Below are 22,924 nucleotides of genomic sequence, written 5' to 3'. Positions count from 1 at the left end.
GACTGCATGGATGAACTGTCCGCGTTCCGCTTCGCCGACCCTGCCTTGCTCAACCGCGAAGCCCGGTTACTCGCGCGCCGACCTCGTCTTCACCGGCGGCTACAGCCTGTACGAAGCCAAGCGCGGCCGTCACCGCGACGTCCACGCCTTCCCCTCGGCAGTCGACGTCGCGCATTTTGCCCAAGCGCGGACCGGCAACATCGAACCCGAAGATCAGCGCCACATTCCCGGCCCGAAGCTCGGCTTTTTCGGCGTCATCGACGAGCGCATCGACTTAGCGTTGCTCGACGCGGTCGCCGTTCAGCGACCCGACTGGTCGTTCGTGATGATCGGCCCGGTGGTGAAGATCGACCCCGCGCACCTGCCACGCCGCGCCAACCTCCACTGGCTCGGCGGACGCGGCTACGACGAACTCCCTACCTATCTCTCGGGCTGGGACGTTGCGCTGATGCCGTTCGCGATCAACGCCGCGACGCGCTTCATCAGCCCGACCAAGACGCCCGAATATCTCGCCGGCGGCCTGCCCGTCGTCTCGACGCCGATCGTCGATGTGATCCGCCACTATGGTGACGCAGCGGCCGTCTCGATCGCCGCCGACGCGCCCGCGTTCGTCGCCGCCTGCGAGACCGCGCTCACCCTCCCCCGCGAGGGGGCGTGGCGCGACGACGCCGACCGCCTACTCGCCACGCAATCCTGGGACCGCACGCAAACCGCCATGGCCACCGAGATCGACCGCATCCTCCGCGCGACACGCACCTTCCGCCCCGCGCCGAAACGCGAACGCTACGACACGCTGATCGTCGGCGCAGGCTTTGCCGGCGCCGTCCTCGCCGAACGACTGGCAAGAGACAGCGGCCAGCGCGTGCTGGTCGTCGACCGCCGCCCGCACATCGGCGGCAACGCCTATGACGAACACGACGCGGCCGGCGTGCTGATCCACCGCTACGGCCCGCACATCTTCCATACCAACTCCGCCGACGTGTTCGAGTATCTGTCGCGCTTCACCGAGTGGCGCCCGTACGAACACCGCGTCCTCGCCAGCGTCGACGACAAGCTCGTGCCGATGCCGATCAACCGCAGCACGCTCAACGAACTCTACGGCCTGTCGCTCAAGGACGATGCGGAAGCCGCCGCCTTCCTCGCCAGTCGCGCAGAGTCCGTCGAGGACATCCGCACGTCCGAGGACGTCGTCGTCGCCGCGGTCGGCCGCGATCTCTACGAAACGTTCTTCCGCGGCTACACGCGGAAGCAATGGGGCCTCGACCCGTCCGAACTCGACCGCGCCGTCACCGCGCGCGTCCCGACCCGCACCTCGACCGACGACCGCTATTTTACCGACAAATTCCAGGCGATGCCGGCGAACGGCTACACTCGGATGTTCGAGGCGATGCTAGATCATCCCGGCATCACGCTCGATCTCGGCGTCGAATACCGCGACGTGATCGACCGCATCGATGTCGACCACATCGTCTTCACCGGCCCGATCGACGAATATTTCGACTTCCGCTTCGGCAAGCTGCCCTATCGCAGCCTCCAGTTCCGCCACGAGACGCATGACGTCGCGCAGTTCCAGCCGGTCGCGGTCGTCAACTATCCGGATGAGACCGTGCCGCAGACGCGCATCACCGAATACAAGCACCTCACCGGCCAGCTCCACGCGAAGACCAGCATCAGCTACGAATTCCCGAGCGCGGAGGGCGACCCGTATTACCCGATCCCCCGCCCCGAGAACCAGGCGCTGTTCAAACGCTACGAGGCGCTAGCGGATGCGGAGGAAGGCGTGACATTCGTCGGCCGGCTCGCAACGTATCGCTACTACAATATGGACCAGGTCGTCGGCCAAGCGCTCGCCACCTATCGCCGCATGGTCGCGAAGTCCGCGGTTCTCGAGACCCCCGTGATGGCCGCCGAATGACCCGCATCTGCCTGCTGACCGACAGCCTCGCCCCGTCCGGCGTCGGCGCGCACATGATGACCCTCGCCGAAGGATTGGGCGGAGACGAGATCGTCGTCGCCGCGCGTCCCGGCACCGGCCTGCTCGAACACGCCGCCGCCAGGGGTTATGCAGTCAAGGCGCTCGACGACGATGCAGGCCTCGCGCGATGGCTTGACCGCGCAGCGCCCGACATCGTCCACGTCCATGCCGGCATCGGCTGGGAAGGCCACGCCGCCGTCCGCGCCGCGCACGCGGCTGGCGTCCCCGTGATCCGCACCGAACACCTCCCCTACCTCCTCACCGACACCGCCCAGCGCGACGAACACCGCGACACCTCGGCCGCGCTTGCACGCCTGATCTGCGTCTCGGACGCAGTCGGCGACAGCCACCGCGCAGCCGGTATCGATCCAGCACTCGTCGCGACGATCCACAACGGCGTCGGCGCGCACAAACCCTCGCGCTCCCGCGAAGCCCTCCGCAGCGAATGGGGCGTCGACAATGCCCCCGTCCTGCTCATGGTCGCGCGCTTCGCCGAGCAAAAGGGCCACGCGCTCCTGCTCGACGCGCTACCGGCTATCCGCGACGCCCACCCGGACGTGATCGTGCTTCTTGCCGGCGAAGGCCCCTCCTTACCCAGACCGCACGCGCGATCGCTGCGAAGGGCTTGGCCGGCACCGTCCGCATGCTCGGCACCCGCAGCGACGTCGCCGACCTGATGACGCTCGCCGACCTGCTAGTCCTCCCGTCGGCGTTCGAAGGCCTGCCGCTGGTCGCGCTCGAAGCGATGGCCGCCGGGCTCCCCGTCGTCGCCACCGTCGCCCCCGGCAATGCCGAAGCAATCGAGGACGGCGTCACCGGTCGCCTGACCGCCGCTGACCCGGCTAGTTTCGCCGATGCGATCGTCACGCTGCTCGCTGACCGCGACAGCCTGAAAACGATGGCCAGCGCGTCGATCGAACGCCAGCAAGACCTATTCTCGGCCGATCGCATGATCGCCGACACACGCGCGGTCTACGACGCCGTGCAGGACCAGACCAAACACACAAAGGGAGACGGCGTGGAGCGGACACGGATCGGGTTCATCGGTGCAGGCGGCATCGCCAACCGCCATTTCGGCGTACTGGAGCAGTTCGACGACGTCGCGATCGTCGCGGTCGCCGACGTCGACATGGCCCGCGCGATCGAAGCCGCCGCCCGCTTCGGTGCGCGCGCGTTCGACGATGCCGCGGCGATGCTGGCCGCAGTCGAACTCGACGCGCTCTACATCTGCGTGCCCCCTTCGCGCACGGCGAACCCGAACGCCTCGCGATCGAACACGAGTTGCCGTTCTTCGTCGAAAAGCCCGTCGCGCTAGACCTCGGCACCGCGGAGGACGTCGCAGCCGCAGTCGACCGGCTCGGCCTGGTCACCGCGGTCGGCTATCACTGGCGCTATCTCGATACCGTGGACGAGGTGAAGGCGCTCCTCTCGGCAACCCCCGCCCGCCTCCTGTCCGGCTATTGGCTAGACTCCACACCGCCGCCGCGCTGGTGGTGGAAGAAGGACGCATCGGGCGGCCAGATGCTCGAACAAACGACACACTTGGTCGACCTAGCGCGCTATCTCGTCGGCGACGTCGTCCGCGTTTACGGCCAGTCGGGCCATGTCGACCGCGCCGCCTTCCCCGGCCTCGACGTCGCCACCACCAGCACCGCGATGCTCACCTTCGCCAGCGGCGCGATCGCCAACTTCGCGTCGACCTGCCTGCTCAACTGGAACCACCGCGTCGGCCTGCATTTGTTCGGCGAAGGCCTCGCGATCGAACTCACCGACCGCGACGTGATGATCGACATCGGCCGCGGCCGCCCGGTCCGCGGCACCGGCAGCGATCCGGTCGTGCTGGAGGATCGCGACTTCATCGACGCGGTCCGCGGGGGCGAGAACCGGATCCGCTGCCCCTACCCTGCCGCGCTCGAAACGCTCCGCCTGGCGCTGGCGATCGAACGCTCCGCCGTCGAAGGGCGCGCGATCGACGTCCGCGAGCGGGAGGTGATCCATGTCTGAGTGGCGCCACGTCCGCTCGCTTGGCGTCGAACGTCCCGGCCAGGCCTATTTCTTCGGCTATGACGAGGCGCCCCCAGGTGACGGGCAGGTTCGCCTCGACCTGCTCTACACCGGGTTCTCCGCCGGGACCGAACTCACCTTCGTCAAGAACAGCAACCCGTATCTCCACTCACGCTGGGACGCAGGGCGCGGCGTGTTCGTCCCCGGCGAACCGAGCGCGCACTATCCGGTGCCGTTCCTCGGCTACATGGAATGCGCGCGCGTCAGCGACAGCCGGGTCGACGATTTCGCGAACGGCGACGTCGTCGGCACCGTCTTCGGCCACAAGACCGGCCACACCGCAGACCCGTTCAACGACCTGCTGACCAAGCTCCCGCCCGAGCTCGATCCGATCCTCGGCATCTATATCGGCCAGATGGGTCCGATCGCCGCCAACGGCATTCTCCATGCGGATGCCGAACTACTGGGACCCAACGTCGTCAACCTCGGTGACGGCATCCGCGGCCGCCCCGCTTTGGTGATCGGCGCAGGCATCGTCGGCATGCTCACCGCCCTGTTCGCGCAAGCCGCCGGCGCCAGCGAGGTCGTGATCGCCGACCCTCCCCTTCCGCCGCCTGCGCGCCGAATGCCTCGGCATCACCGCGATGACCGAGGATCAGGCCTGGGCGTATGCCAAGGCACGCTGGATCCACGGCGGCGGCGATCGCGGCGCGGACGTCGTGTTCCAGACCCGTGCCGACGCCGCCAGCCTCCACGCCGCGATGCGCGCGCTGAGGCCGCAGGGCACGGTGATCGACCTCGCTTTCTACCAGGGCGGCGCCGACCGGCTCCGGCTCGGCGAGGAATTCCACCACAACGGCCTCAACCTCCGCTGCGCGCAGATCAACCGCGTCCCCCGCGGCCTTGGCTTCCAATGGGACCGCCGCCGCCTAGCCAACGAAACGGTCAAGCTGCTGCTCGCCCGCGGCCCCGAGATCCGCGCGCAACTCATCACGCACGTCGTGCCCTATGACGACGCCCCCAAGTTCATCGCAAAGCTGGTCGGCGAGCGCCCCGAATTCCTCCAGATCGTCTTCAAGGTCGGCGATTGAGCACCGCACTCACTGCCGACGCCCGCCCGATCCGCATCCTGTTCGTCTTCGCCTGGCTCGTCGTCGGCGGCGAGGAGACGGAGGTGCGCCTGCTCGCCCAGGCGCTCGACCCGACACGCTACCGGATCGAGGTCGTCGCCTGCTTCCGAAAAGACGGCATGCCCGAGCAGACGCACGCGCAGTTGGAAGCGATCGGCGTGCCCGTAGATCGCACACCCTACGCGCTCGGCTTCGACGAGACCGTCGCCTACCTCGCGAGCAAGCTGCCCGCGTACGACGTCGTCGTCTCGTGCCAGAACGTCGCGGACATCTATCCCGCGCTCGAACGCATGCACCTTCGCCCGCCGCTGATCGAGCATGGCGGCCTCGTCTCCGAAGCACTCGCCGGCCCCAAGCATTTCACCACGCGCTATGTCGGCGTCTGCGCCTCGATCCGCGACGCCGCCGCGAGCCGCATGCCCGGCCGCGAGCACGACGCGATCGAGATCCCGTCGATGGTCAACACGCGCGCCTTCGACCCCGTGCGCCGCGCCCCCATCCGTGCGACGCTAGGGATTGCCGAAGACGTACCGTTGATCGGCTGGCTAGGCCGGCTCGACCCGAAGAAACGCGTCGAGGACTTCATCGAAGCCGCCGCGCTCGTCCACGCCAACCACCCCCGCGCCCGCTTCGTAGTGATCGGCGGACCGGACGCCTTCATCCCCGAATACGCAGTAGCGCTCCGAAACCGCGCGCATGCGCTCGGCCTCGACACCGCCCTGACCCTCCTCGGCGACCGCGACGACGTGCCCGACCTGCTCGCCGCGCTCGACATCTTCGTCTGGCTCTCGCGCGGCGAAGGCATGCCGCACGTCATCGCCGAAGCCGGCGCCGCACGCCTCCCCGTCATAGCAACGCGCGACAACGGCTCCGAACAACAGATCGTCGACGGGGTGAGCGGCCTGTTCGTGCCCCATGAAGACCCGCCCGCGGTGGCTACCGCGATCACGAAACTCATCGAAGAACCGGCACTCCGAACCTGCCTCGGCACCGCCCTCCGCGCCAAGGTCGACAGCGAGTACGCCGTCGCCGCCGTCGTCCCCCGCTGGGAAGCCCTGTTCGCCGAAGTCCTGTCAAACCGACCGCCTCTTCCTCGCCCAACCGGCCTGTTCCGGAGCTTCCTGCAAGGCGGCTTCGAATCCTCCACGCACCGCCGCGCGCACGACCGCAAGCGCGTCGATGTCATCGCCGCCAGCCATCACGACACCCTCGCCGCCCACGATTACAGCGAACTTGCCAAGCTCGGCATCCTGACGGTCCGCGACGGCCTGCGCTGGCATCTGATCGAGCGCGAACCCGGCATCTACGACTGGTCCAGCCTCGATCGCCAGCTAGACGCCGCCAAGGCGATCGGCACCGAAGTCATCTGGGACCTGCTCCATTACGGCTGGCCCGACGACATCGACATCTGGACGCCCACCTTCGTCACCCGCTTCGCCGCCTTCGCCGCCGCCGCCGCGCGCCACATCGGCCCGGCCCCGGCTGGAGAGACCCGCTTCTACGCCCCGGTCAACGAGATTTCGTTCTTCGCCTGGGGCGGCGGCGACGCAGCCTATCTCAACCCGTTCGCCCGAGGCCGCGGCTACGAACTCAAGGTTCAACTCGCGCGCGTCGATCGCAGCGATGGAGGGGATCCTCGCGGTCGACCCCACCGCAAGGTTCGTCCACGCCGACCCGGTCATCAACGTCATCACCGACCCGGCCCGCCCGAACGACGCCCCCGCCGCCGAAGGCCACCGCCTCGCGCAATTCCAGGCCTGGGACATGATCGCGGGAAAAGCGTGGCCGCAGATCGGCGGCCGACCGGCGTTGCTCGATATCGTCGGTGTCAATTTCTACCACAACAACCAGTGGATCCACGGCGGCCCACCGCTGACGTACGATCACCCCCTCAGCCGCCCGCTCCACGCGATCCTAACCGACGCCTACGCCCGATACGGCCGACCGATCTTCATCGCGGAAACCGGCATCGAAGGCAGCGCCCGCCCGGCCTGGCTCCGGATGATCCTGCGCGAGGTGAAGATCGCCCAATCGCTCGGCGTACCCGTCGAGGGCGTGTGCCTCTACCCGATCCTAGACCACCCCGGCTGGGACGACGATCGCTACTGCCCCAACGGCCTCCTCGCCTGCTCGCCGATCGTAAGCAACCGTATCCCACATGCCGCACTCGCAGACGTCATTCGGACTCGGCCACTTTTAGTAAATCCAGAGAGTGCCTGAACTAAAGTACGCTCGTATCTTCAAGGCAAACCTTCAGCATGTTTAGGTTTTTCAGCAAAAATTCGAGTCTTGAGTAGCAGACTGCCGCCAGCTCTCTCGAAAGCATTTCAAATATACAATATTATCTAAGTCGACGCTGGGGTAGCTCAGCACAACTACTCATGTTTCAGATTAAGAGGTCATTCCTATATTTTGCGAAATTTCACTTAAGCTGGATTTTGAACTCGAACGTCGAGATAGGTCGCATCGACACCTGCGATGTTCTGAGGACGGCAGATCGTAATTCCAGTAGCGCGCCACCTTTCGAATCAGGTTTCAATTCCTTTTTCGTAAAAAATATTACTCGAGCGGCTTCGGCTGCCTTGAAAGCGGAAGCCTTCTCTCGCTTACCCACTCCAAAGCGACCGCTTCGCAACCCAGTGGGACGAGCGCTCAAGGCACCAAACGACGCGTAAACAAACGTCTATTTGTCTTTGAACGCTGGCTTAAAGTCTAACAGCGGACGGGGGCCTTCTACTAACAGCAGCCTGTTGGGCCCATGCGCCAAAGCCTGAACGAACGTCTGCTTACGATCATCGCCTTCCGTAAGCAGACAGGCCGCTTTCCACCAGGAACCGGCCCTTCGCTACCCTGCTCCACCTTCTGAACGAACGTCCGTTTACGCCGATCGCTTCCCGAAAGCGGCCATTCCGTTTTCCAGCAATTTTGAATGCGGACGGTCATGTTTCGTCACGGCGATCCGCCACACAATTGATATCCGCACGCCCGATCGATCAGACAAGGCTCCGTGTGCGTTGATACTCTTGGACGATGTGCCGCCACGACCGACTTCATTGCTTTGAACGGCGAAATTCCTGTAATCTTTCCTCCGCTTACCTTTTGTCCACTGCGTCCCGCCTCATGTTCCAATCGACGGCATCACCACCAGCGCGGCAGGCAAAGCATTGCCATGCCGTGTCAGTCGCGTGGAGGCTGCGGGTTACATCGAGATGCCACGGACAGGCACCACGGAGCCGGTCATCTCCATCGACGAATGGTTGCAGCTAGACGGTCTGGCTAATCAGCCCGACCACCGCATCGCGCGTTGATCCGTCGCGCGATGAGAACGTATTGTTCTCCATAGTCGCCTGCCTCGTCCAGACCGCCGATCTGTATGCTGGACCATCATTTCGGTTGGTTCATCACAACGATCGCCGAGCCGGAGCAACCAAGAAACGCGGATTGGGTCGGTGTCGGCATCAGCGATGACCCCGCCCCGCTCGAACGCACGGTGCAGAGATTGCATGAACGATCGGCGCCAAGATCAGAATGAGGCGCAGCGCAATTTGCCCCCCGCGACCGCAGCGAGGAGCGGGTGGCCGAACACAATCCTCCGATCTTCACGAACGATGTTTCCGTCTTCCGGGTGCCAGATGAACACCGCGGAGCGTGCAACCTCACCGCGCTCGATCCGGGACAATTGCGACGCGGAGACGCCGCTACGGCGGGCAAGCTCGGCGAGCGTCGAACCAAGCCGTCGGCGTCCCCATCGCAGAGAATCACAAAGATAAACTTGCTGACCATCTTGGGTGGTGTCGGGCATCCGGGGATGAGGCCCCGCGTTCGGTCCAACCTCCGCCACTTGTGCCCAGTCCAATTCAAAGATTGCCATCATTCGCTTGAGCGTCTCGGAACGGGGCCACGCTTTCCCGTTTTCGATCCGTGAAAACGCAACCCGACTGATCCCGACCTGCACCGCAAAAACCTTCGGCGCGATCGGCTCCCCCATTCCCGCCTCGCCTCGTCGATAGCTCCGTATGATCTCACCCAAATCGGCACGAAGCCCGCCAGAGCCTGCAGGCAGACGCATGCGGGGACGCGGACGTGCGCAAGACATTAAGGGCATTTACCGACTTTGTATCGTTGATGCACACTCGATAACGACCATCCCAAAACGTCAGCATGGTCGCTGTGCAAATCGAGTGGGTGGAAGACGAGAAGGCGCAGGAGGCGCTTGCCGATCTCGTCCGGCTGCTCGCGCATCAGGCAGCAAGAGAGGCTCATCGGGAAGCGCAGGATTCCCGGCGCCTCGAAGTTATGAAAGAGTAAGTCATGCTGACTCCCCTACCCCGCCGCATCGCGCTCTACGGCCGTCACTCGACTATCATGCAGACCGCGTCATCGAGCGCTGATCAGGTTGCGGCCTGCGCACCGGTGGTCGGCTTTCTGGGCGGAAAGGTCGTGGCAACCCAGCTTGATCCTCAGTTGTCAGGTTATCGCCGCAATCGTCCAGGATTGCAGCTGTTGCTGCGCGCAGCAGAAGCTGGTGAAATCGACATCATTGTCTGCAAGTCGCTCGACCGGCTAGCGCGTGATGCAGAAGACGTGGCTTGGCTGGGTAAGAAGCTCGCCTATCACCGCGCCCCAGCTCCACACGGTTAGCGAAGGCCATGTCGACGAGATCAAGTTCGCAGTGGCAGGGCTACTCGGATCGATCTTCCTGAAGCATCTCGTCGACAAGGCGTTGCTCAGCATGGAGGCCGCCGTGCTCGCGGGGCGGTTCGCGCCAGTGCGTGCGTATGGATACAAGCGGATGGTGCGGCTCGATGCGAACGGCGAGGTTCAACGCGGGCTGCTCGAAATTGACGACGCGCAGGCGGAGGTGATGGGTCGCATCTTCACATGGTTCGCCGCGGGGTTGTCCTCTATTCAGATCGCCACTCAGCTGAACGACGACGGCGTGCCGGGCCCCCGTGGTGGGAAGTGGAACGCCTCGACGATCCGAGGCGATCCCGCCAAACTCGTCGGCATCCTCAACAACCCGCTTTATGTGGGACGCCTAGTATGGGGGCGCCGGGAGTGGCGCAGGAACCCCGACAGCGAGAAGCGCGAACACCGCTATCGGCTCCGTGACCAGTCTGAGTGGGTAGAAGTTGCGGTCCCTGACTTGCGGATCATCGATGATACTTTATTCGACGCCGCGCGCGATGAAATCGAACGCCGGAAGCGCCCGGCAACGGCATCTTCGACGGTCGGCAGCAAGCGCGCAAAACATTTGCTGTCCGGGCTCATCCGCTGCGGTTGCTGCGGGGCAAACTATACGATCAGCGGGAAGGATTATTACCGCTGCCCTGGTCAGAAGGAGCGAGGCACGTGCGGTAATCGCGTTTCCGTGCGCAAGGAAACTCTGGAGGCCGCGACGCTGGCGGTTCTGCAGGAGCATCTGCTGACCGAAAACCATGTGCGCCTATTTATAGAAGAATTCGAGCACGAGATGCAGCGATTGGGCCGCCAGGACGCGGGCATGGAGCACGCAGCTCAACACCGCCTCAAGCAGGTCACTACTGAACTCGACAATCTGTACCAGAACTTGCTCGCCGGCATTGCCAGTCCGGTGCTCCGGGCGATGATCGCGGAGCGAGAGGCGGAGAAGGAGCGGCTGGCGGCACAAAGAGTTGCAACAATTACTGGGAAACCGATCGTAGTCTCCCTGCCCCACCCGGTGCTTGTGGACCGCTTCCGCAGCAAGGTCGCCTTGCTCCGCCAGTCGCTCGACGACGAAGCGATCCGAACCGAAGCAGCCGCAGTGCTTTCGGCACTCATCGAGAGCGTGACGATATTTCCCGACGAGCCGGGCGGCCCGGAGGCGGAGGTGGTGGCGAGGGTATCCGACTTGATGGCCTTCGCTACAAACGACAACGCCGCCCCGAGGGGCAGCGATTGTAGTTCTATAGCGGTGGTTGCGGGGAGGGTGTGTCTACGCGTTGCCTGGCAACCCGCAGCTGGCGCTCAAGCTCTATCATCGTCCCGATGCCGAACGCGAAGCCAAGATCCGTGACATCGTTCAGGCACAGCTTGGCGGAAGCTGCCCGCAGGTCGCCTTTCCGCTCGACCTCGTATCTTTTGGCGACGGGCGGTTTGCCGGCTTCATCATGCCGCGCGCCACCGGCCACCACCCTATCCATGAATTGATCGCACCCCGCTCCAGGCGCCAAATGTTTCCGGACGCCGACTGGCGCTTCCTGGTGCGGGTGGCGCATAACGTCACCCGCATCGTCGCTGGCGTTCACGGCGCCGGGGTCGTCATTGGCGACATCAACAGTGCCGGGTTTCTGGTGTCACGCGACGCACTGGTCACCCTGATCGACGCGGACAGCTTCCAGGTCGGCACCCATCGCTGCCGGGTCGGCATGCCCGAATATACGCCGCCCGAAATTCAGGGTACGCGCTTTGAGGTCATCGACAGAACCGCCGATCACGACGGCTTCGGCCTCGCTGTCCTCCTTTTCCAGATTCTGGCGCTCGGACGACATCCTTACGCCGGCGTTCTGCCGGGACGCCCGCTTGCCATCGATGCCGCCATCGCCAAGGGCCGGTTCGCCTATTCCCTGATCCGGGAGGTAGGCACCTCGCCACCGCCTGGCACGCTACGCCTGACGGACCTACCGGCCGGGATAAGGCTGCTGTTCGAGCGCGCTTTCGCGCCTCGCGGCGGGGCTCGCCCGACGGCGCAAGAATGGACCTGGGAGTTGGCCCTGCTCGAGGGCAGTCTGGCGTCCTGTCCCAACAGGTTGCATCACGCGATCAGCAGCTTGGCGTTGCCCTGCCCGTGGTGCCGCATCGAGCAGCTGGCCGGCCATACGATCTTTCCAGCGCCCGCCGCGCTACCGGCCAAAGCCCGCCCCGTCCAGACCGTACTCGATCAGGATGTCGCTAGGGCCCTTCGCCGTGCTAAGCCGTTCATCGGCGAGAAGGTTGTACCGCTATGGCGCATGCCGAACATTGCGCCTAGTCCGGCAGCCACGCACGTTCAGCCCGTGCCAGGGAACAGGCAGCAAGCTTTTGCCCAATCCCTGTGGTCGATCACCGGCATACCCTCGAAATACCGGCCGTTCGTGGAACGCTTCGCCGGAGCGCATATCGCCGCCATCCGCGCGCTGACGAGCTGGAGGACGCAAATCGGTGTCTGGAAAGCCCGGACGGCCGCCGACCTGTTGCGGCAGGATCTGCTCGACCTCCACCCGGTCATGGCATCCCTGCCGATTCGGCTTGCCCAGGCAGAGGCGAGATGTCTCGCCCAGGCCACCAGGCAGATCATGGCAACTTACACCATCGCAGATGCGCGCCTGCCGGGGATCGGTACGGCGCTGATCGGTCAGCTTGCCACCCGGTGCATATGCAGTGCCGCCGACATCGATCGCGCTGCCCTGAAGGCGATCCTAGGACTGGGAGAAACCCGCATCGTCACCCTGCTGTTCTGGCGGGACGCCCTCGCCGTGCATGTAGAGCGCACAGCCCGGCACGATGGTTTGGCAATCGCAGCGGCGCTGGCCCGCGAAAAGGCGCGCCTCGACCGGAACCTGACGGATGCCGAAGCATCGATCCGCCGCAGGATCGACTACCTTGCCGCGCGAACGGACGCGGTGCGGACCCTTGCTGCCGTCGTCGATCCCGCCGTCGAGGCCGCAATAAGAGAGCGCGATCAGGCAGCAGCGGACCTGGCCTGGCTCGGCATCGACACCAACGATGCGGTTGCTGCCGTTGCGTCGTCCACCGCGTCTACGTCGCATTCTCGCGTTGCAACCAAAGCGAATTCCAAATCTGGTAACTCCAAGTCCTCCAAGACCAAAGTTGGCAAGGCGTGCCCTAAATGCGGGGCACCCATGATCAAACGTTGGTCCGCATCCGCCGGGAGCGGCGGAAAACTTCTAGGATGCACAAAATACCCGCAATGCAACGGATCCCGCATGACCGGCAGGAAATCCTCTCGACCCTGACGCCGTTTGACGTGCTCCCCGTTTTCAGGCCGCTGATAACTGAGCTTCAATGTCCATATGCCCTTGGCGGGGGCGGTTCTTAAACTCGGCGGGTGCCAACCCGCCAAGGCTGCTGTGCGGACGCACTGTATTGTAGTCCGTCCGCCATGCCTCAATGATCCGACTTGCCGCAGCCAGCGACGGGAACATGTGCTCGTTCAGACACTCGTCGCGCAAGCGACCGTTAAAGCTTTCGACGAACCCGTTCTGCTGCGGCTCACCCGGCGCGATGTCATGCCACTCAACCCCGGTGTCCTGGCACCAGGCGAGGACGGTGTGGCTGGTCAGCTCGGTCCCATTGTCACTGACCACCATGCACGGCAGCCTGCGACGTTCGCCGATGGCGCTCAGCTCACGAACCACCCGCCGACCGGACAGCGAGGTATCGACGATGCAGGCTAGGCATTTCCGGCTGTAATCGTAGATGACGTTAAACAAGGGGAACTTCCGGCCGCAGGCCAATGCGTCCGACACGAAGTTGAGCAACCAGCGTTGGTTGGGCTTCTGGCCTTGCGGTGCCATAGGAACGATCGAAAGAGCCCCCATCTACCGAGTTATGACTAATACCATTCTTCATCTCGGGCTGATGGAAGACGGCGAAATCGAGCTTGATCTGGCCGCCCTAGAACTCGCTGCCCTCGATCATCCCGATATCGATCTCGATGAATATGTCGACGAGCTCACCGACATAGAGATAGCCCTACGCGCTGCTGACGGCGATGCAGTAAGCAGCGTCGCTCAGGCCCAGGCTCTGAGCAGCGTGATGGTTGAAGAGTTCGGATTCTCCGGCGACCGTATGCACTACGACGATCCCCAGAATGCGGACCTGATCGCTGTCGTCGATCGACGGCTCGGGCTGCCGATCAGTCTGTCGATCCTCTATGTGGCAGTGGCGCGCCGCTTGGGTTGGTCGGCGATGCCGCTCAATACCCCCGGCCACGTCCTGGTCCGTCTCGGCGACGCATCGGATGCGCTGATCATCGATCCCTTCAATGATGGTCGCATCGTTGCCCCTGAACAGGTGCAAGCGTTGCTGGAGCAGATGACAGGCCAAGCCCAGTTTTCCGACGGCATGCTTCCCCTGTCGAGATCGATCGGCGCTCGTTCGACTGCTGCTTAACCAGGCGACCCGTGCCGATCAGACTGGCGATCCCGCGCGCGCTGGTCCTGTATGACCGCATGACGATCGTGGCGCCGGCGCACGCCCATGGTTGGTGGGAGCGAGCCAGACTTCAGCTGGTCACAGGCGATGTAGCCGGCGCCCGCAGCAGTCTTAGCGCGATGCTGGAAATTACCCGGGACGACGATCTGCGCCTGCAGGTATCTGCAGCGCTCGACGCCCTTCCCCGGCCAACGTCGTCTTGAAAGTCGGGGCGGACTGGCTCTCGCTGTGACGGCTTATCCCAAGCGGGTCCATCGTCGCTCATGCCAGGCCCGGGACTGAATCGCGTCTCCGAACCGCCAGAACCGGGTTTCCCGCGTGTGGGGACCTGCACGAACGAGCGTCCAGCATTCGCCTGTTGGCAGCTCGACGATGCGGTGAATGTGTCCGGCGTCGACATGATAGGTTTCGCCGGGAAGCCGGCGAACGAGTTCGCTGTGCCAACTGCCGTTAGGATCCAGGTGGAACACTTCTTCGACATAGCCACCATCGAGGATCTCGGTGTCGAAACTCCAGGGATGATCATGCGGCGTCACGTGCGGCTCTTCCATCTCGAACCGGTGCAGTGCGCGTCCGTCATCAAGATGGTATTTGGTAAACGCCCGCGACAGTCGCTCAACGCTGACGATCCGCGTGCCTTCCGGAACGCGAGCAACGGCCGCTCGCGGTAGTCTCATACTCACGGTTCAGACACCTCTTCATAACAGCCTGCGCGGCGCAGCTGGCGGACAATACCGTTGAACGCCGCGGTGACACCCTGGGCGCGTCCGATCTCGTTCGTCTGCGATCCCGAATCCCAGTAGAGAGCGAGCGGCCATTTCTCGGGGCAATGCGGCAGCAGGCAGCGGAGTGCCAAGCGAATCTCAGGCACGTCAACGCGGGCTTCAGAACAGCGCGACACGCCACAGCGCAGAATATGTACAGACAGCGCGATCACGACGCGCTGATGCCTCGGCAGCTTGGACATAGGATCAGTGGAAGTCGTGCGACTTGAACCGAACGACCTCCTCCGGATCCATGCCGTCCGCATGTGGCGGCCAGTATTGGTTGCGTGCCTCAGGCTTCCAGCCCTTGTCACCGCGATCGGGTGAGCCTGGATGCTGGCCAGCATCACCGCGGCCAGTCCGATGCGGAAACGACATGTCGCCAACCCGGTGCAGCAGGTCGCCGTGATCGATGATCCGGTCGCAGATCACGTGGATGATCTCGCCTTCCTTCTGGATCCTGCCTTTCAGGCCGACCATCGAGGCGGACATGATCGTGCGGCGCTGCGCCTCAAAGCGATCAGGCCACAGGATGCCGTTGGCGATCCCGGTCTCATCTTCGATCGTGATGAACAGCACGCCCTTGGCTGACCCCGGCTTCTGACGAACGAGAACGATGCCTGCGACCTCGACGTGACGGCCGTCGCGAACGTTCGCGAGGTCAGCGCATTTGGTAACGCCACGCCTGGCCAGTCCGTCGCGCACAAAGGTCAGCGGATGGGCGCGGAGCGACAGCTGCAGCGCACGGTAGTCCTCGATGACCTCACGGCCATCAGTCAACGGCCGCAACTCAACGTCCGGCTCGATGCCTTCTGCGCTGAACGTCTCGGCCACGCGGTCGGCCGCGGCGAATAGCGGCAGCGGTGCGTCGCCAAGGCCCTCACCTTCCAAAGCCCCTGGCGGCGATCGACGCTGAAGCTGTGGAACGCGTCGCCGTCAGCCAGCTTCTCGATCGCGGCGCGCGGCACCCCGATCGTCGCCACACGTCCTCCACGCTCTCGAAAGCCGTCAACTCACGCGCGCCAACGATCTTCGCGCCATCCGCGTTCGACAGGCCACGGATCTGCCGCAACCCAAGTCGGACAGCCAGATAGCGCCCGCCATACGGTTCCAACGTACAGTCCCAGCGGCTCGCGTTGACGCAAGGTGGCCGCACCACGACGCCATGGTCGCGTGCGTCGCGAACGATCTGTGCCGGCGCGTAGAAGCCCATCGGCTGCGCGTTCATCAGTGCCGCGCAGAACACATCGGGGTGATGATGCTTCATCCACGACGAAGCGTAGGAAATCTTGGCGAAGGAGGCGGCGTGGCTTTCCGGGAAGCCGTACGAGCCGAAACCTTCAAGCTGGCGGAAGGTGCGTTCGGCGAACTCACGCGGGTAACCGCGCTCGACCATGCCCCCGATCAGCTTTTCGCTGAAGTGCGACACGCCGCCCGTGAACTTGAACGTCGCCATCGCGCGGCGCAGCTGATCCGCTTCGGCCGGCGTGAACCCGGCGCCGACGATCGCGACCTTCATGGCCTGCTCCTGGAACAGCGGCACGCCCAGCGTCTTTTCCAGCACAGCGCGCAATTCCGGCCGCGGATACTCCGGCTTCTCCAGTCCTTCGCGCCGGCGCAGATAGGGATGGACCATGTCGCCCTGGATTGGCCCCGGCCGCACGATCGCGACCTGGATGACGAGGTCGTAGAAGCGCCGTGGCTTCATGCGCGGCAGCATCGACATCTGTGCGCGGCTTTCGATCTGGAAGGTGCCGAGCGTATCAGCCTTCGAGATCATCGCGTAGACGTCGGGATCATCGTCCTGCAGGTCCGCCAAGCCGACCCTCAGCCCCTTGTCCGCCTCGAGCATATTGAACGCGCGGTTCATGCAGCCGAGCATGCCAAGCCCCAGCACGTCGACCTTCATGAACTTCAATGCGTCGATGTCGTCCTTGTCCCACTCGATGATCTGACGATCGTCCATCGCGGCGGGCTCGATCGGCACCAAGTCATCGAGGCGGTCATGGGTGAGGACAAAGCCGCCCGGGTGCTGGCTCATGTGACGGGGCACACCGATCAGCTTGCGCGCCAGCTCCAGCGTCAGGCGCAACCGGCGATCGCCGATATCGAGATTGAGTTCTTCGACCTGCTTCTCGCCCACGCCTTCGGCTGACCAGCCCCAGACCAGCCCCGCCAGTGACGATGTGAGGTCTTCCGGCAGGCCGAGCGCCTTGCCGACGTCGCGGACCGCGCCGCGGGCCCGGTAGCGTGTGACCACCGCGGTCAACGCTGCATGATTGCGGCCATAGGTCTCGTAGATCCACTGGATGATCTCTTCGCGGCGCTCATGCTCGAAGTCGACGTCGATATCCGGAGGCTCACGGCGTTCGCCGGACACGAACCGTTCGAACAGCAACTCATGCTTGATCGGGTCGATCGAGGTAACGCCGAGCACGAAGCAGACGCAGGAATTTGCGGCTGAGCCCCGCCCCTGGCACAGGATCCCCGCCTGCGCGCCTCGCGCACGATCGCGTAGACCGTGAGGAAATACGGGGCGTAGCCAAGCTCGCCGATCAGCCGCATTTCATGGGTTATCTGGTCGGTATAGGCTTGCGGAACGTCGCCTTCGAACAGCCGCTCGACCGCTTCGTTTGCGAGTTTTTGAAGCGCCTCCTGCGCCGTCAGGCCATCGATCAGCTTCTCATGCGGGTATTGATACTGAAGTTCGCTGAGATCGAAGGTGCAGATCCGCGCGATGTCGACGCTCGCCTGCAATGCGTCGGGATAGGCGCGGAAGCGCCGGACCATTTCGTCCGGTGATTTGAGCGCACGATCTGCGTTGACCTCGCGGCGGTAACCAAGCTCGTCGACGGTGCATTTCTCGCGCACCGCGGTCACTACGTCCTGCAGCAGCCGCGCGTCAGGTGCATGGTAGAGCACGTCTCCAGTGACGACCGCGCGCACGCCGACACCGCCTGCTTGGCGCGCCAGCGCATCAATGCGGACCGCGTCCCCCGGGCGACGACGCTGGAACAGCGCCATGTAGCCGCGACGCCCGTAGATCGCCTTCAGATCGGCCAAGGCAGCAAGGTTCTCCTCGTCCGCCTCATGTGGCAGCAGGATCGCGATGATCCCATCTGACCATGGCTCCAGGTCGTGCCAGTGCAGCAGACAACCACCCTTCCCTGCCCGCTTCTTGCCGACGGTCAGCAGTCTCGTGATCCGCGACCAGGCCGGACGGTTGGTGGGATAGAGCAGCAGTCGCCGGCCGCAGGATAGATCGACACGCGTGCCTGCGATCGAGCGGACGCCGGTCGCTTTCTGCGCCTCCCACGCCCGCACGACGCCGGCGACGGTGCCGATGTCGCTGACCCCGATCGCTGGATAGCCGAGCAGCGCCGCAGCCGCGAACAGTTCGTCGGGACTGGACGCGCCGCGCAGCAGCGAAAAGTGCGTCAGCACCTGAAGCTCGACATAGTGGGTCATCCGAAGACCCCGTGCATCCACCAGCTGAGATCGCCGGTGTCGTTCTCGAAGCCGTCACCCCTGCGGAAGACCCAGTAACGACCTCCTGCCTCATCCTCGACACGGTAATAGTCGCGGACTGCCCACACCTCGGCATCGCGCCGCCACCATTCGCCGTGGACACGCTCCGGTCCGTCGCCGGCAACGACCTTGTACGTCTTGCCCCTCCACTCGAACCGTTTCGGCGGTTGGTCAGGCATCAGCGCCATGACCCGGTACAGTGGCTCCGGATGCCCGAAGAGACGGATCGGGCGTTGCCAACTGGGCCAGTCTCCCGGCACCACGTTTGGATCGGAGCGTACAACGGCACGCTCCGGCACATGGCTTTCGACAGGCGCCATGCGGAAGACGGCGTGCCCCCCGATCCGTCCGGCGATCAGGTCGACCAGCCGGGACGGATCGCGCACCAATGTCTCACCGGCAAGGACAGCGCCAAGGTCGACCGCATCGAGCGGTTCTGTGTGCGGAGCGACCAGCCAGAATTGCTCAAGTCCCATGCCTGGGTCGATGCGCTCGATGCGCAGCTTCAGCAGCCGCAGGAGATGCGAGACCTCGCGGGTCGGCCGGGAGGTGCCGACCGCAACAATTTGCTCACTTCCGTCGACGCACAGGCCGGTCAGGCGCAACGATCTGGCACCAAGCCCCTTTGCCTGCAGCAGCTCCGCAAGGGCGCGCAGGAGGTCGCCCATGACCTGCTCGATCGCCTCGGCGGTACTGATCGGCTCCAGCAAGCGCCGCTCGACGGCCGGCACCTCCGCATCCTCGCGCGGGGTGATCGGCTCTCCCATCCCACCCAGGGCCTGATCGAGGCGCGTGATGGCGGCCAAGCCAAGCCGTCGAGCCAGCGGCCCGCGCGACTGGCAAGAGATCCGCAATCCGCTCGAAGCCAAATTTGCGCGCCGCAGTGAGCGCCGTTGGTGCCAGGCGCAGAGCGGCTACCGGCAATGGGCTCAGCGCCTCGACTGTCCGGCGTGGTTCGACGCAGGTCAGATCGTCCCTTCCGAAACGGGCCAGCGCGTGCGCAGCGCCTGGTGTGTCGGCTACCGCAATACGGGCTGTGAAGCCGGCGCGACGACAGAAGGCGAGCAGGCGACGGCAGAACTGCTCCTCCCCGCCATGGAGATGATCGCAGCCGGCAAGGTCGATCCAGAGCCCATCGGCTGGCGTCACTGCCGCGATCGGCGACCAGCGCCGGACCGCCAGTAGCGCTAGGCGATCGAGTAGCGCCGCGTCGGCTTCAGGCTCGGCCGGCCGGAAGTCGAGATCCGACACTAGCGCGCGTGCATGGGTGGCGGCCATCCCAGGATGGATGCCGAGCGCTTGGGCACCGGTGCAAGCATGAACGACCTCTTCGCGCCGTCCGACCTTGCCGATCAGCGCAAGCGGCGCCTGCTCAATTGGCGGCGCTACAGGCGCAAGGGCGCGTAGAGCGGGTGCTGCAGCTTTGTACGGATGGCTTGCCGCCTCCGATTGCCGACCAAGCTCCCGCATGGGCGGCTTGGCATGCATTGGCAGCGCAGCGATCTGCGTTTCAACGTCCCCGCGTGGTTGCACACCGTCTCGCGCCGAGCGAGCGCCAGGACGCCAACCGCCGCCCCGCGGTACCGAACAGGCACCCGGATCGTCGTCGACCGGTAGTTGGAGGGCTGGCCGTTCAGGCAGCCGCGTAGCGGGCCGTTCCAACCGTCTCAGCCGCTCGATGGCCAAGTTCGGCAGGAACAGCGAGACGACCCGTCTCATCGCTGCCCTCCACTATCAGGGAAAAGCCTTCACCGCCGCGTTGCCGCGCCAGTTCGACCAACCATCTCGCTCGTCCTACACCCGCGATCTCCAACCGCGCTGAAGGCGCGGAGCCGATCCGCCAGCGTGTCCACGCAGCGGAAGGTTCGGAAAATGGATCCTGGTCACGGCCGCGTCGATGACGAAGGAGCAGCACCGGCATGTCGGCTTCAGCTGCCACCAACTGAAGACGGCGGGTTGCGACCATCGACACCTTGCTCGCCTCTGCGACGATCGCTGATGGCGTCCCGTCGCGTACCGCGTCCTCGATCACAGCTAGCAACGCCGCGTCGTCGTATGGCTGAGCGTAGATGACATTTGAGGAAGAAAGACCTGCCTGAGCCAACGCCGGCGCGTAGAGATCGGTGCGGCACGTAGCCCACAAGACAGGACCGTCGGCATTTCCAGCTTCGCGCGCTGCAATGCCGGCAAGGAACAACGTGGTTGCCGCATCGTCTACCAGCGATGCGCTGCGTGCCGTCGCCTCGTGAAGCGCGCCGGCACGCAGGCCCCTGGCCCCAAGCCGTCCGTCGATCGCAGCCACGCCGAACGGCATGATGCGGTAGTCGGCCACTGGCGTAGCGATCGTACGCAGATGCGCGATACTTTGGGATAGGGACTCGTGGGCGACGGATGACATAGTGGCTAGACTCTACTCGTTCCCTTTATGTTCCTTTACCGCCCGGCGTTGGTCAACGAGTTTATATTGGCAGTTCGGACTCTTTGCGCTTGACCGCGGCTGAGCGCCACACGGAACGGGTGCGCAACGAACCGTAAACATAGTGGAACGAATTCGCTTTCGTTCCGGACGCGACTGACTCATAGAATCGTCATGCCGATCCGCCCCGAAAACCGCTGGCTCTACCCGATCGACTGGCTGCAGCTGTCTCAGACGGTCCGGTTCGATCGTGCCGGAGCCAAGTGCGAGGATGCGGTCGACCGCATCTGCGCCGTGTGGTCCATCTTGGCGACGGACGCTGGTGGGATGCCGATGTCCGGTGCTGGCGGTCGGACCGCGGCAAGCGTATTTCCATGAAAGCCGGGTTTGTGCTGGCGTCGGTCCGCGTGACCTATGTCGTCCTGGCCTGCGCGCATCTCGATCATGATCCGGGCAACAGCGCGCCTTCGAACCTCAAGGCGCTATGTCAGCGTTGCCACATGATCCACGATGCGGCCGAGCACCGCTGGCAGCGCTGGTGGAATGTCTTTCGGCTCCGGGCGATCCGCGATCTTTACGAAGATCCCCGCGTCACGCGCGAACGCATCGCTAGCCGTTAGAGATCGATATTTCGAGCGCGCATCGCTCCGGCCGCTAAATCGGCGATCGGCCCCTACCCTGAGGTGGCCTCATAGACCTCGGCAATATCGTGATCGGCGAGCTTGTCCACATCAGCCGCACAGCCGCGACGCTTGTGTCGTCCAGTACGGTCTTTGTCTCGTCGTTCGCCATGGCTAAGGTCCCGCCGGTGTTTCCAATGGAGAACGAATAGCATGAACGTAAGTGAACTGGCCAAGGGCGTCGCTGAGGCGACCGGTTCGAACGAAGCTGATGCGAAGAAGGCGATCACCGCCGTATTTGACCAGATCGCGGCCGCAGCCGTGAAAGGTGAGGAAGTCTCGATCCCAGGGTTCGGCAAGTTCACCGTTAAGGATCGGCCGGAGCGCGAAGGCCGTAACCCCGGTACCGGTGAGGCGATCACGATCGCGGCCTCGAAGAAGGTTGCGTTCACAGCCGCCAAGGGGCTGAAGGACAAGATGTAAGACGTGTGCGCCGGCGAGCGGTCTCGTCGGCGCCAACCCGAGGAACAGACCCGTGTGCAACCGGTATCGTATGACCGCAAAGAGGTCGACCTTGCAGTCACCTTCGGTATTCGACCTTATGAAAAGGACGAGGAATACACCGTCGGTGACATCTTCCCGACCGGCAAGAAGACCCCGTTCTACGGCAAGGTGATCGTGCAGGACGGCGCCGAACGGAAGCTCGAGCGGATGGAATGGGGCGTACCAACGCAGGTCCCTAGCGTGCGCGACCCTGCGGTTAAGCTAACGAAGTACGTGACGAACGTGCGGAACCTGAACTCCAGCTTCTGGCGATCGATGCTGACGACACCCGCGCGGCGCTGTCTCGTTCCGGTCACCGCCTTTTCTGAATATGGGTTGGCGCCCGGCGAAGACGGCAAGAAGCCGCTGCACTGGTTTGACGTGCCCAGCCGCTCGGTCTTCGCCTTTGCAGGCATCTGGCGTCCGACAGAGCGTGGCAACGCCTACGGCTTCCTGACGACGGAGCCGAACACGATCGTGGCCCCCATCCACCCCAAGGCCATGCCGGTCATCCTACACGACGAGGATTACGACCGTTGGCTGACCGCCCCCTGGGACGATCTGAAGGACGTGGTTGCGCCCTACCCCTCGCAGTTGATGCGGGTTGAAGGCTTGGTCACAGCGGACGCGGACCATGCCCGATCGCCTGTGCTATTCTAGCTTTTGAACCCTGTAAGGTGACTGACAATGACAGAAGCGACATGGGGCAAAAGCGCCAAAACCCCGGACATTAACTGGTGGATGAGCGCGTCGTTGAAAACGTGCCC

At 64.2% G+C, this 22,924-nt stretch carries 21 protein-coding genes and 3 pseudogenes; 14 read left to right on the top strand and 10 right to left on the bottom strand.

Features of this window, described 5'->3' with window-relative positions:
- Positions 1 to 10 precede the first annotated feature (10 nt).
- Genes glf through QP181_RS03970 form a run of 4 tightly spaced genes read left to right on the top strand, consistent with a single transcriptional unit; the run spans position 11 to position 3,979 of the window.
- Entirely contained in the window at positions 11 to 1,915 is a 1,905-nt protein-coding gene (gene glf, locus QP181_RS03985; RefSeq protein WP_333927680.1) for a UDP-galactopyranose mutase, read from the top strand.
- A complete protein-coding gene (locus QP181_RS03980; protein WP_333927679.1) occupies positions 1,912 to 2,652 on the top strand; it encodes a glycosyltransferase family 4 protein in 741 nt (246 codons plus the stop codon). Before glf ends, QP181_RS03980 begins: the two co-directional genes overlap by 4 nt.
- Positions 2,601 to 3,290, top strand: a complete 690-nt coding sequence (locus tag QP181_RS03975; RefSeq protein WP_333927678.1) for a glycosyltransferase — start codon at positions 2,601 to 2,603, stop codon at positions 3,288 to 3,290. The genes QP181_RS03980 and QP181_RS03975 overlap by 52 nt, the downstream gene beginning before the upstream one ends.
- Positions 3,257 to 3,979: a Gfo/Idh/MocA family protein gene (locus QP181_RS03970; RefSeq protein WP_333927677.1), complete on the top strand. Its 723-nt coding sequence runs from the start codon at positions 3,257 to 3,259 to the stop codon at positions 3,977 to 3,979. Before QP181_RS03975 ends, QP181_RS03970 begins: the two co-directional genes overlap by 34 nt.
- Before the next feature lie 169 nt (positions 3,980 to 4,148).
- On the opposite strand, the gene QP181_RS03965 is transcribed toward QP181_RS03970, so the two are convergent.
- Positions 4,149 to 4,427 carry a hypothetical protein gene (locus QP181_RS03965; protein WP_333927676.1) on the bottom strand — a complete coding sequence of 93 codons (279 nt, stop codon included), beginning with the start codon at positions 4,425 to 4,427 and terminating at the stop codon, positions 4,149 to 4,151.
- A gap of 196 nt (positions 4,428 to 4,623) precedes the next feature.
- On the opposite strand from QP181_RS03965, the gene QP181_RS03960 reads away from it, so the two are divergent.
- Together QP181_RS03960 and QP181_RS03955 are read left to right on the top strand one after the other, a co-directional pair.
- The gene (locus QP181_RS03960) at positions 4,624 to 5,070 is read left to right on the top strand and encodes an MDR/zinc-dependent alcohol dehydrogenase-like family protein (protein ID WP_333927675.1); all 447 of its coding nucleotides are present in this window, start codon (positions 4,624 to 4,626) and stop codon (positions 5,068 to 5,070) included.
- A complete protein-coding gene (locus QP181_RS03955; protein WP_333927674.1) occupies positions 5,067 to 7,334 on the top strand; it encodes a glycosyltransferase family 4 protein in 2,268 nt (755 codons plus the stop codon). The genes QP181_RS03960 and QP181_RS03955 overlap by 4 nt, the downstream gene beginning before the upstream one ends.
- Before the next feature lie 867 nt (positions 7,335 to 8,201).
- Here the strand turns inward: QP181_RS03955 and QP181_RS19890 are convergent.
- Both QP181_RS19890 and QP181_RS03950 read right to left on the bottom strand, forming a co-directional pair.
- Entirely contained in the window at positions 8,202 to 8,372 is a 171-nt protein-coding gene (locus QP181_RS19890; protein WP_443027575.1) for a CHC2 zinc finger domain-containing protein, read from the bottom strand.
- Between the two features lie 260 nt (positions 8,373 to 8,632).
- Complete coding sequence (locus tag QP181_RS03950; protein ID WP_333927673.1) at positions 8,633 to 9,097, bottom strand: helix-turn-helix transcriptional regulator; 465 nt, start codon at positions 9,095 to 9,097, stop codon at positions 8,633 to 8,635.
- Between the two features lie 173 nt (positions 9,098 to 9,270).
- Here QP181_RS03950 and QP181_RS03945 point away from each other — a divergent pair, with 173 nt between their 5' ends.
- Genes QP181_RS03945 through QP181_RS03930 form a run of 4 tightly spaced genes read left to right on the top strand, consistent with a single transcriptional unit; the run spans position 9,271 to position 13,085 of the window.
- Positions 9,271 to 9,417, top strand: coding sequence for a hypothetical protein (locus tag QP181_RS03945; protein ID WP_168371610.1), 147 nt, complete (start codon positions 9,271 to 9,273; stop codon positions 9,415 to 9,417).
- A gap of 3 nt (positions 9,418 to 9,420) precedes the next feature.
- Positions 9,421 to 9,750, top strand: a complete 330-nt coding sequence (locus QP181_RS03940) for a recombinase family protein (protein WP_333927672.1) — start codon at positions 9,421 to 9,423, stop codon at positions 9,748 to 9,750.
- Entirely contained in the window at positions 9,683 to 11,146 is a 1,464-nt protein-coding gene (locus QP181_RS03935) for a recombinase family protein (RefSeq protein WP_333927671.1), read from the top strand. Before QP181_RS03940 ends, QP181_RS03935 begins: the two co-directional genes overlap by 68 nt.
- Positions 11,073 to 13,085: a hypothetical protein gene (locus tag QP181_RS03930; RefSeq protein WP_333927670.1), complete on the top strand. Its 2,013-nt coding sequence runs from the start codon at positions 11,073 to 11,075 to the stop codon at positions 13,083 to 13,085. The genes QP181_RS03935 and QP181_RS03930 overlap by 74 nt, the downstream gene beginning before the upstream one ends.
- Before the next feature lie 24 nt (positions 13,086 to 13,109).
- Here the strand turns inward: QP181_RS03930 and QP181_RS03925 are convergent.
- Positions 13,110 to 13,646 (bottom strand): annotated as a pseudogene (locus tag QP181_RS03925) (integrase core domain-containing protein); the annotation flags it as partial.
- 34 nt (positions 13,647 to 13,680) lie between these two features.
- On the opposite strand from QP181_RS03925, the gene QP181_RS03920 reads away from it, so the two are divergent.
- Positions 13,681 to 14,244, top strand: coding sequence for a transglutaminase family protein (locus QP181_RS03920; RefSeq protein ID WP_333927669.1), 564 nt, complete (start codon positions 13,681 to 13,683; stop codon positions 14,242 to 14,244).
- A 278-nt stretch (positions 14,245 to 14,522) separates the two neighbouring features.
- Here QP181_RS03920 and QP181_RS03915 read toward each other — a convergent pair whose 3' ends face one another.
- From QP181_RS03915 to QP181_RS03890, 6 genes and pseudogenes are all read right to left on the bottom strand, one after another.
- Positions 14,523 to 14,969, bottom strand: coding sequence for a hypothetical protein (locus tag QP181_RS03915; RefSeq protein WP_333927668.1), 447 nt, complete (start codon positions 14,967 to 14,969; stop codon positions 14,523 to 14,525).
- A complete protein-coding gene (locus tag QP181_RS03910) occupies positions 14,966 to 15,253 on the bottom strand; it encodes a hypothetical protein (protein WP_254686107.1) in 288 nt (95 codons plus the stop codon). Before QP181_RS03910 ends, QP181_RS03915 begins: the two co-directional genes overlap by 4 nt.
- A gap of 4 nt (positions 15,254 to 15,257) precedes the next feature.
- Positions 15,258 to 18,518, bottom strand: a pseudogene (locus QP181_RS03905) (error-prone DNA polymerase).
- Positions 18,515 to 19,384 carry a DUF6504 family protein gene (locus QP181_RS03900; protein ID WP_333929689.1) on the bottom strand — a complete coding sequence of 290 codons (870 nt, stop codon included), beginning with the start codon at positions 19,382 to 19,384 and terminating at the stop codon, positions 18,515 to 18,517. Before QP181_RS03900 ends, QP181_RS03905 begins: the two are co-directional and overlap by 4 nt.
- Positions 19,385 to 19,634: 250 nt before the next feature.
- Positions 19,635 to 19,931: pseudogene (locus QP181_RS03895) on the bottom strand (Y-family DNA polymerase); the annotation flags it as partial.
- A 280-nt stretch (positions 19,932 to 20,211) separates the two neighbouring features.
- On the bottom strand, positions 20,212 to 20,892 hold the full coding sequence (locus tag QP181_RS03890) for an ImuA family protein (protein ID WP_443027574.1): 681 nt from the start codon (positions 20,890 to 20,892) through the stop codon (positions 20,212 to 20,214).
- 476 nt (positions 20,893 to 21,368) lie between these two features.
- Here QP181_RS03890 and QP181_RS03885 point away from each other — a divergent pair, with 476 nt between their 5' ends.
- From QP181_RS03885 to QP181_RS03875, 3 genes are all read left to right on the top strand, one after another.
- Complete coding sequence (locus tag QP181_RS03885) at positions 21,369 to 21,614, top strand: hypothetical protein (protein WP_333927666.1); 246 nt, start codon at positions 21,369 to 21,371, stop codon at positions 21,612 to 21,614.
- A gap of 213 nt (positions 21,615 to 21,827) precedes the next feature.
- The gene (locus tag QP181_RS03880; RefSeq protein ID WP_333927665.1) at positions 21,828 to 22,097 is read left to right on the top strand and encodes an HU family DNA-binding protein; all 270 of its coding nucleotides are present in this window, start codon (positions 21,828 to 21,830) and stop codon (positions 22,095 to 22,097) included.
- Between the two features lie 54 nt (positions 22,098 to 22,151).
- A complete protein-coding gene (locus QP181_RS03875) occupies positions 22,152 to 22,817 on the top strand; it encodes an SOS response-associated peptidase family protein (RefSeq protein WP_333927664.1) in 666 nt (221 codons plus the stop codon).
- Positions 22,818 to 22,924: the final 107 nt, after the last annotated feature.

The sequence above is a fragment of the Sphingomonas sp. LR55 genome, from assembly GCF_036856015.1.
Classification (GTDB): Bacteria; Pseudomonadota; Alphaproteobacteria; order Sphingomonadales; family Sphingomonadaceae; genus Sphingomonas.
Note: the sequence above shows the minus strand (reverse complement) of the source record. Positions and strands in the feature narration are given on the sequence as shown.

Bases quoted from the DNA above. Each gene is read 5' to 3' on its own strand.
- glf (WP_333927680.1), top strand. From the start codon at position 11: ATGAACTGTCCGCGTTCCGCTTCGCCGACCCTGCCTTGCTCAACCGCG.
- QP181_RS03980 (WP_333927679.1), top strand. From the start codon at position 1,912: ATGACCCGCATCTGCCTGCTGACCGACAGCCTCGCCCCGTCCGGCGTC.
- QP181_RS03965 (WP_333927676.1), bottom strand. From the start codon at position 4,427: ATGGAGAATGCCGTTGGCGGCGATCGGACCCATCTGGCCGATATAGAT.
- QP181_RS03960 (WP_333927675.1), top strand. From the start codon at position 4,624: ATGACCGAGGATCAGGCCTGGGCGTATGCCAAGGCACGCTGGATCCAC.
- QP181_RS03950 (WP_333927673.1), bottom strand. From the start codon at position 9,097: ATGGGGGAGCCGATCGCGCCGAAGGTTTTTGCGGTGCAGGTCGGGATC.
- QP181_RS03945 (WP_168371610.1), top strand. From the start codon at position 9,271: ATGGTCGCTGTGCAAATCGAGTGGGTGGAAGACGAGAAGGCGCAGGAG.
- QP181_RS03940 (WP_333927672.1), top strand. From the start codon at position 9,421: ATGCTGACTCCCCTACCCCGCCGCATCGCGCTCTACGGCCGTCACTCG.
- QP181_RS03935 (WP_333927671.1), top strand. From the start codon at position 9,683: ATGCAGAAGACGTGGCTTGGCTGGGTAAGAAGCTCGCCTATCACCGCG.
- QP181_RS03920 (WP_333927669.1), top strand. From the start codon at position 13,681: ATGACTAATACCATTCTTCATCTCGGGCTGATGGAAGACGGCGAAATC.
- QP181_RS03910 (WP_254686107.1), bottom strand. From the start codon at position 15,253: ATGTCCAAGCTGCCGAGGCATCAGCGCGTCGTGATCGCGCTGTCTGTA.
- QP181_RS03890 (WP_443027574.1), bottom strand. From the start codon at position 20,892: ATGCCGTTCGGCGTGGCTGCGATCGACGGACGGCTTGGGGCCAGGGGC.
- QP181_RS03885 (WP_333927666.1), top strand. From the start codon at position 21,369: ATGAAAGCCGGGTTTGTGCTGGCGTCGGTCCGCGTGACCTATGTCGTC.
- QP181_RS03880 (WP_333927665.1), top strand. From the start codon at position 21,828: ATGAACGTAAGTGAACTGGCCAAGGGCGTCGCTGAGGCGACCGGTTCG.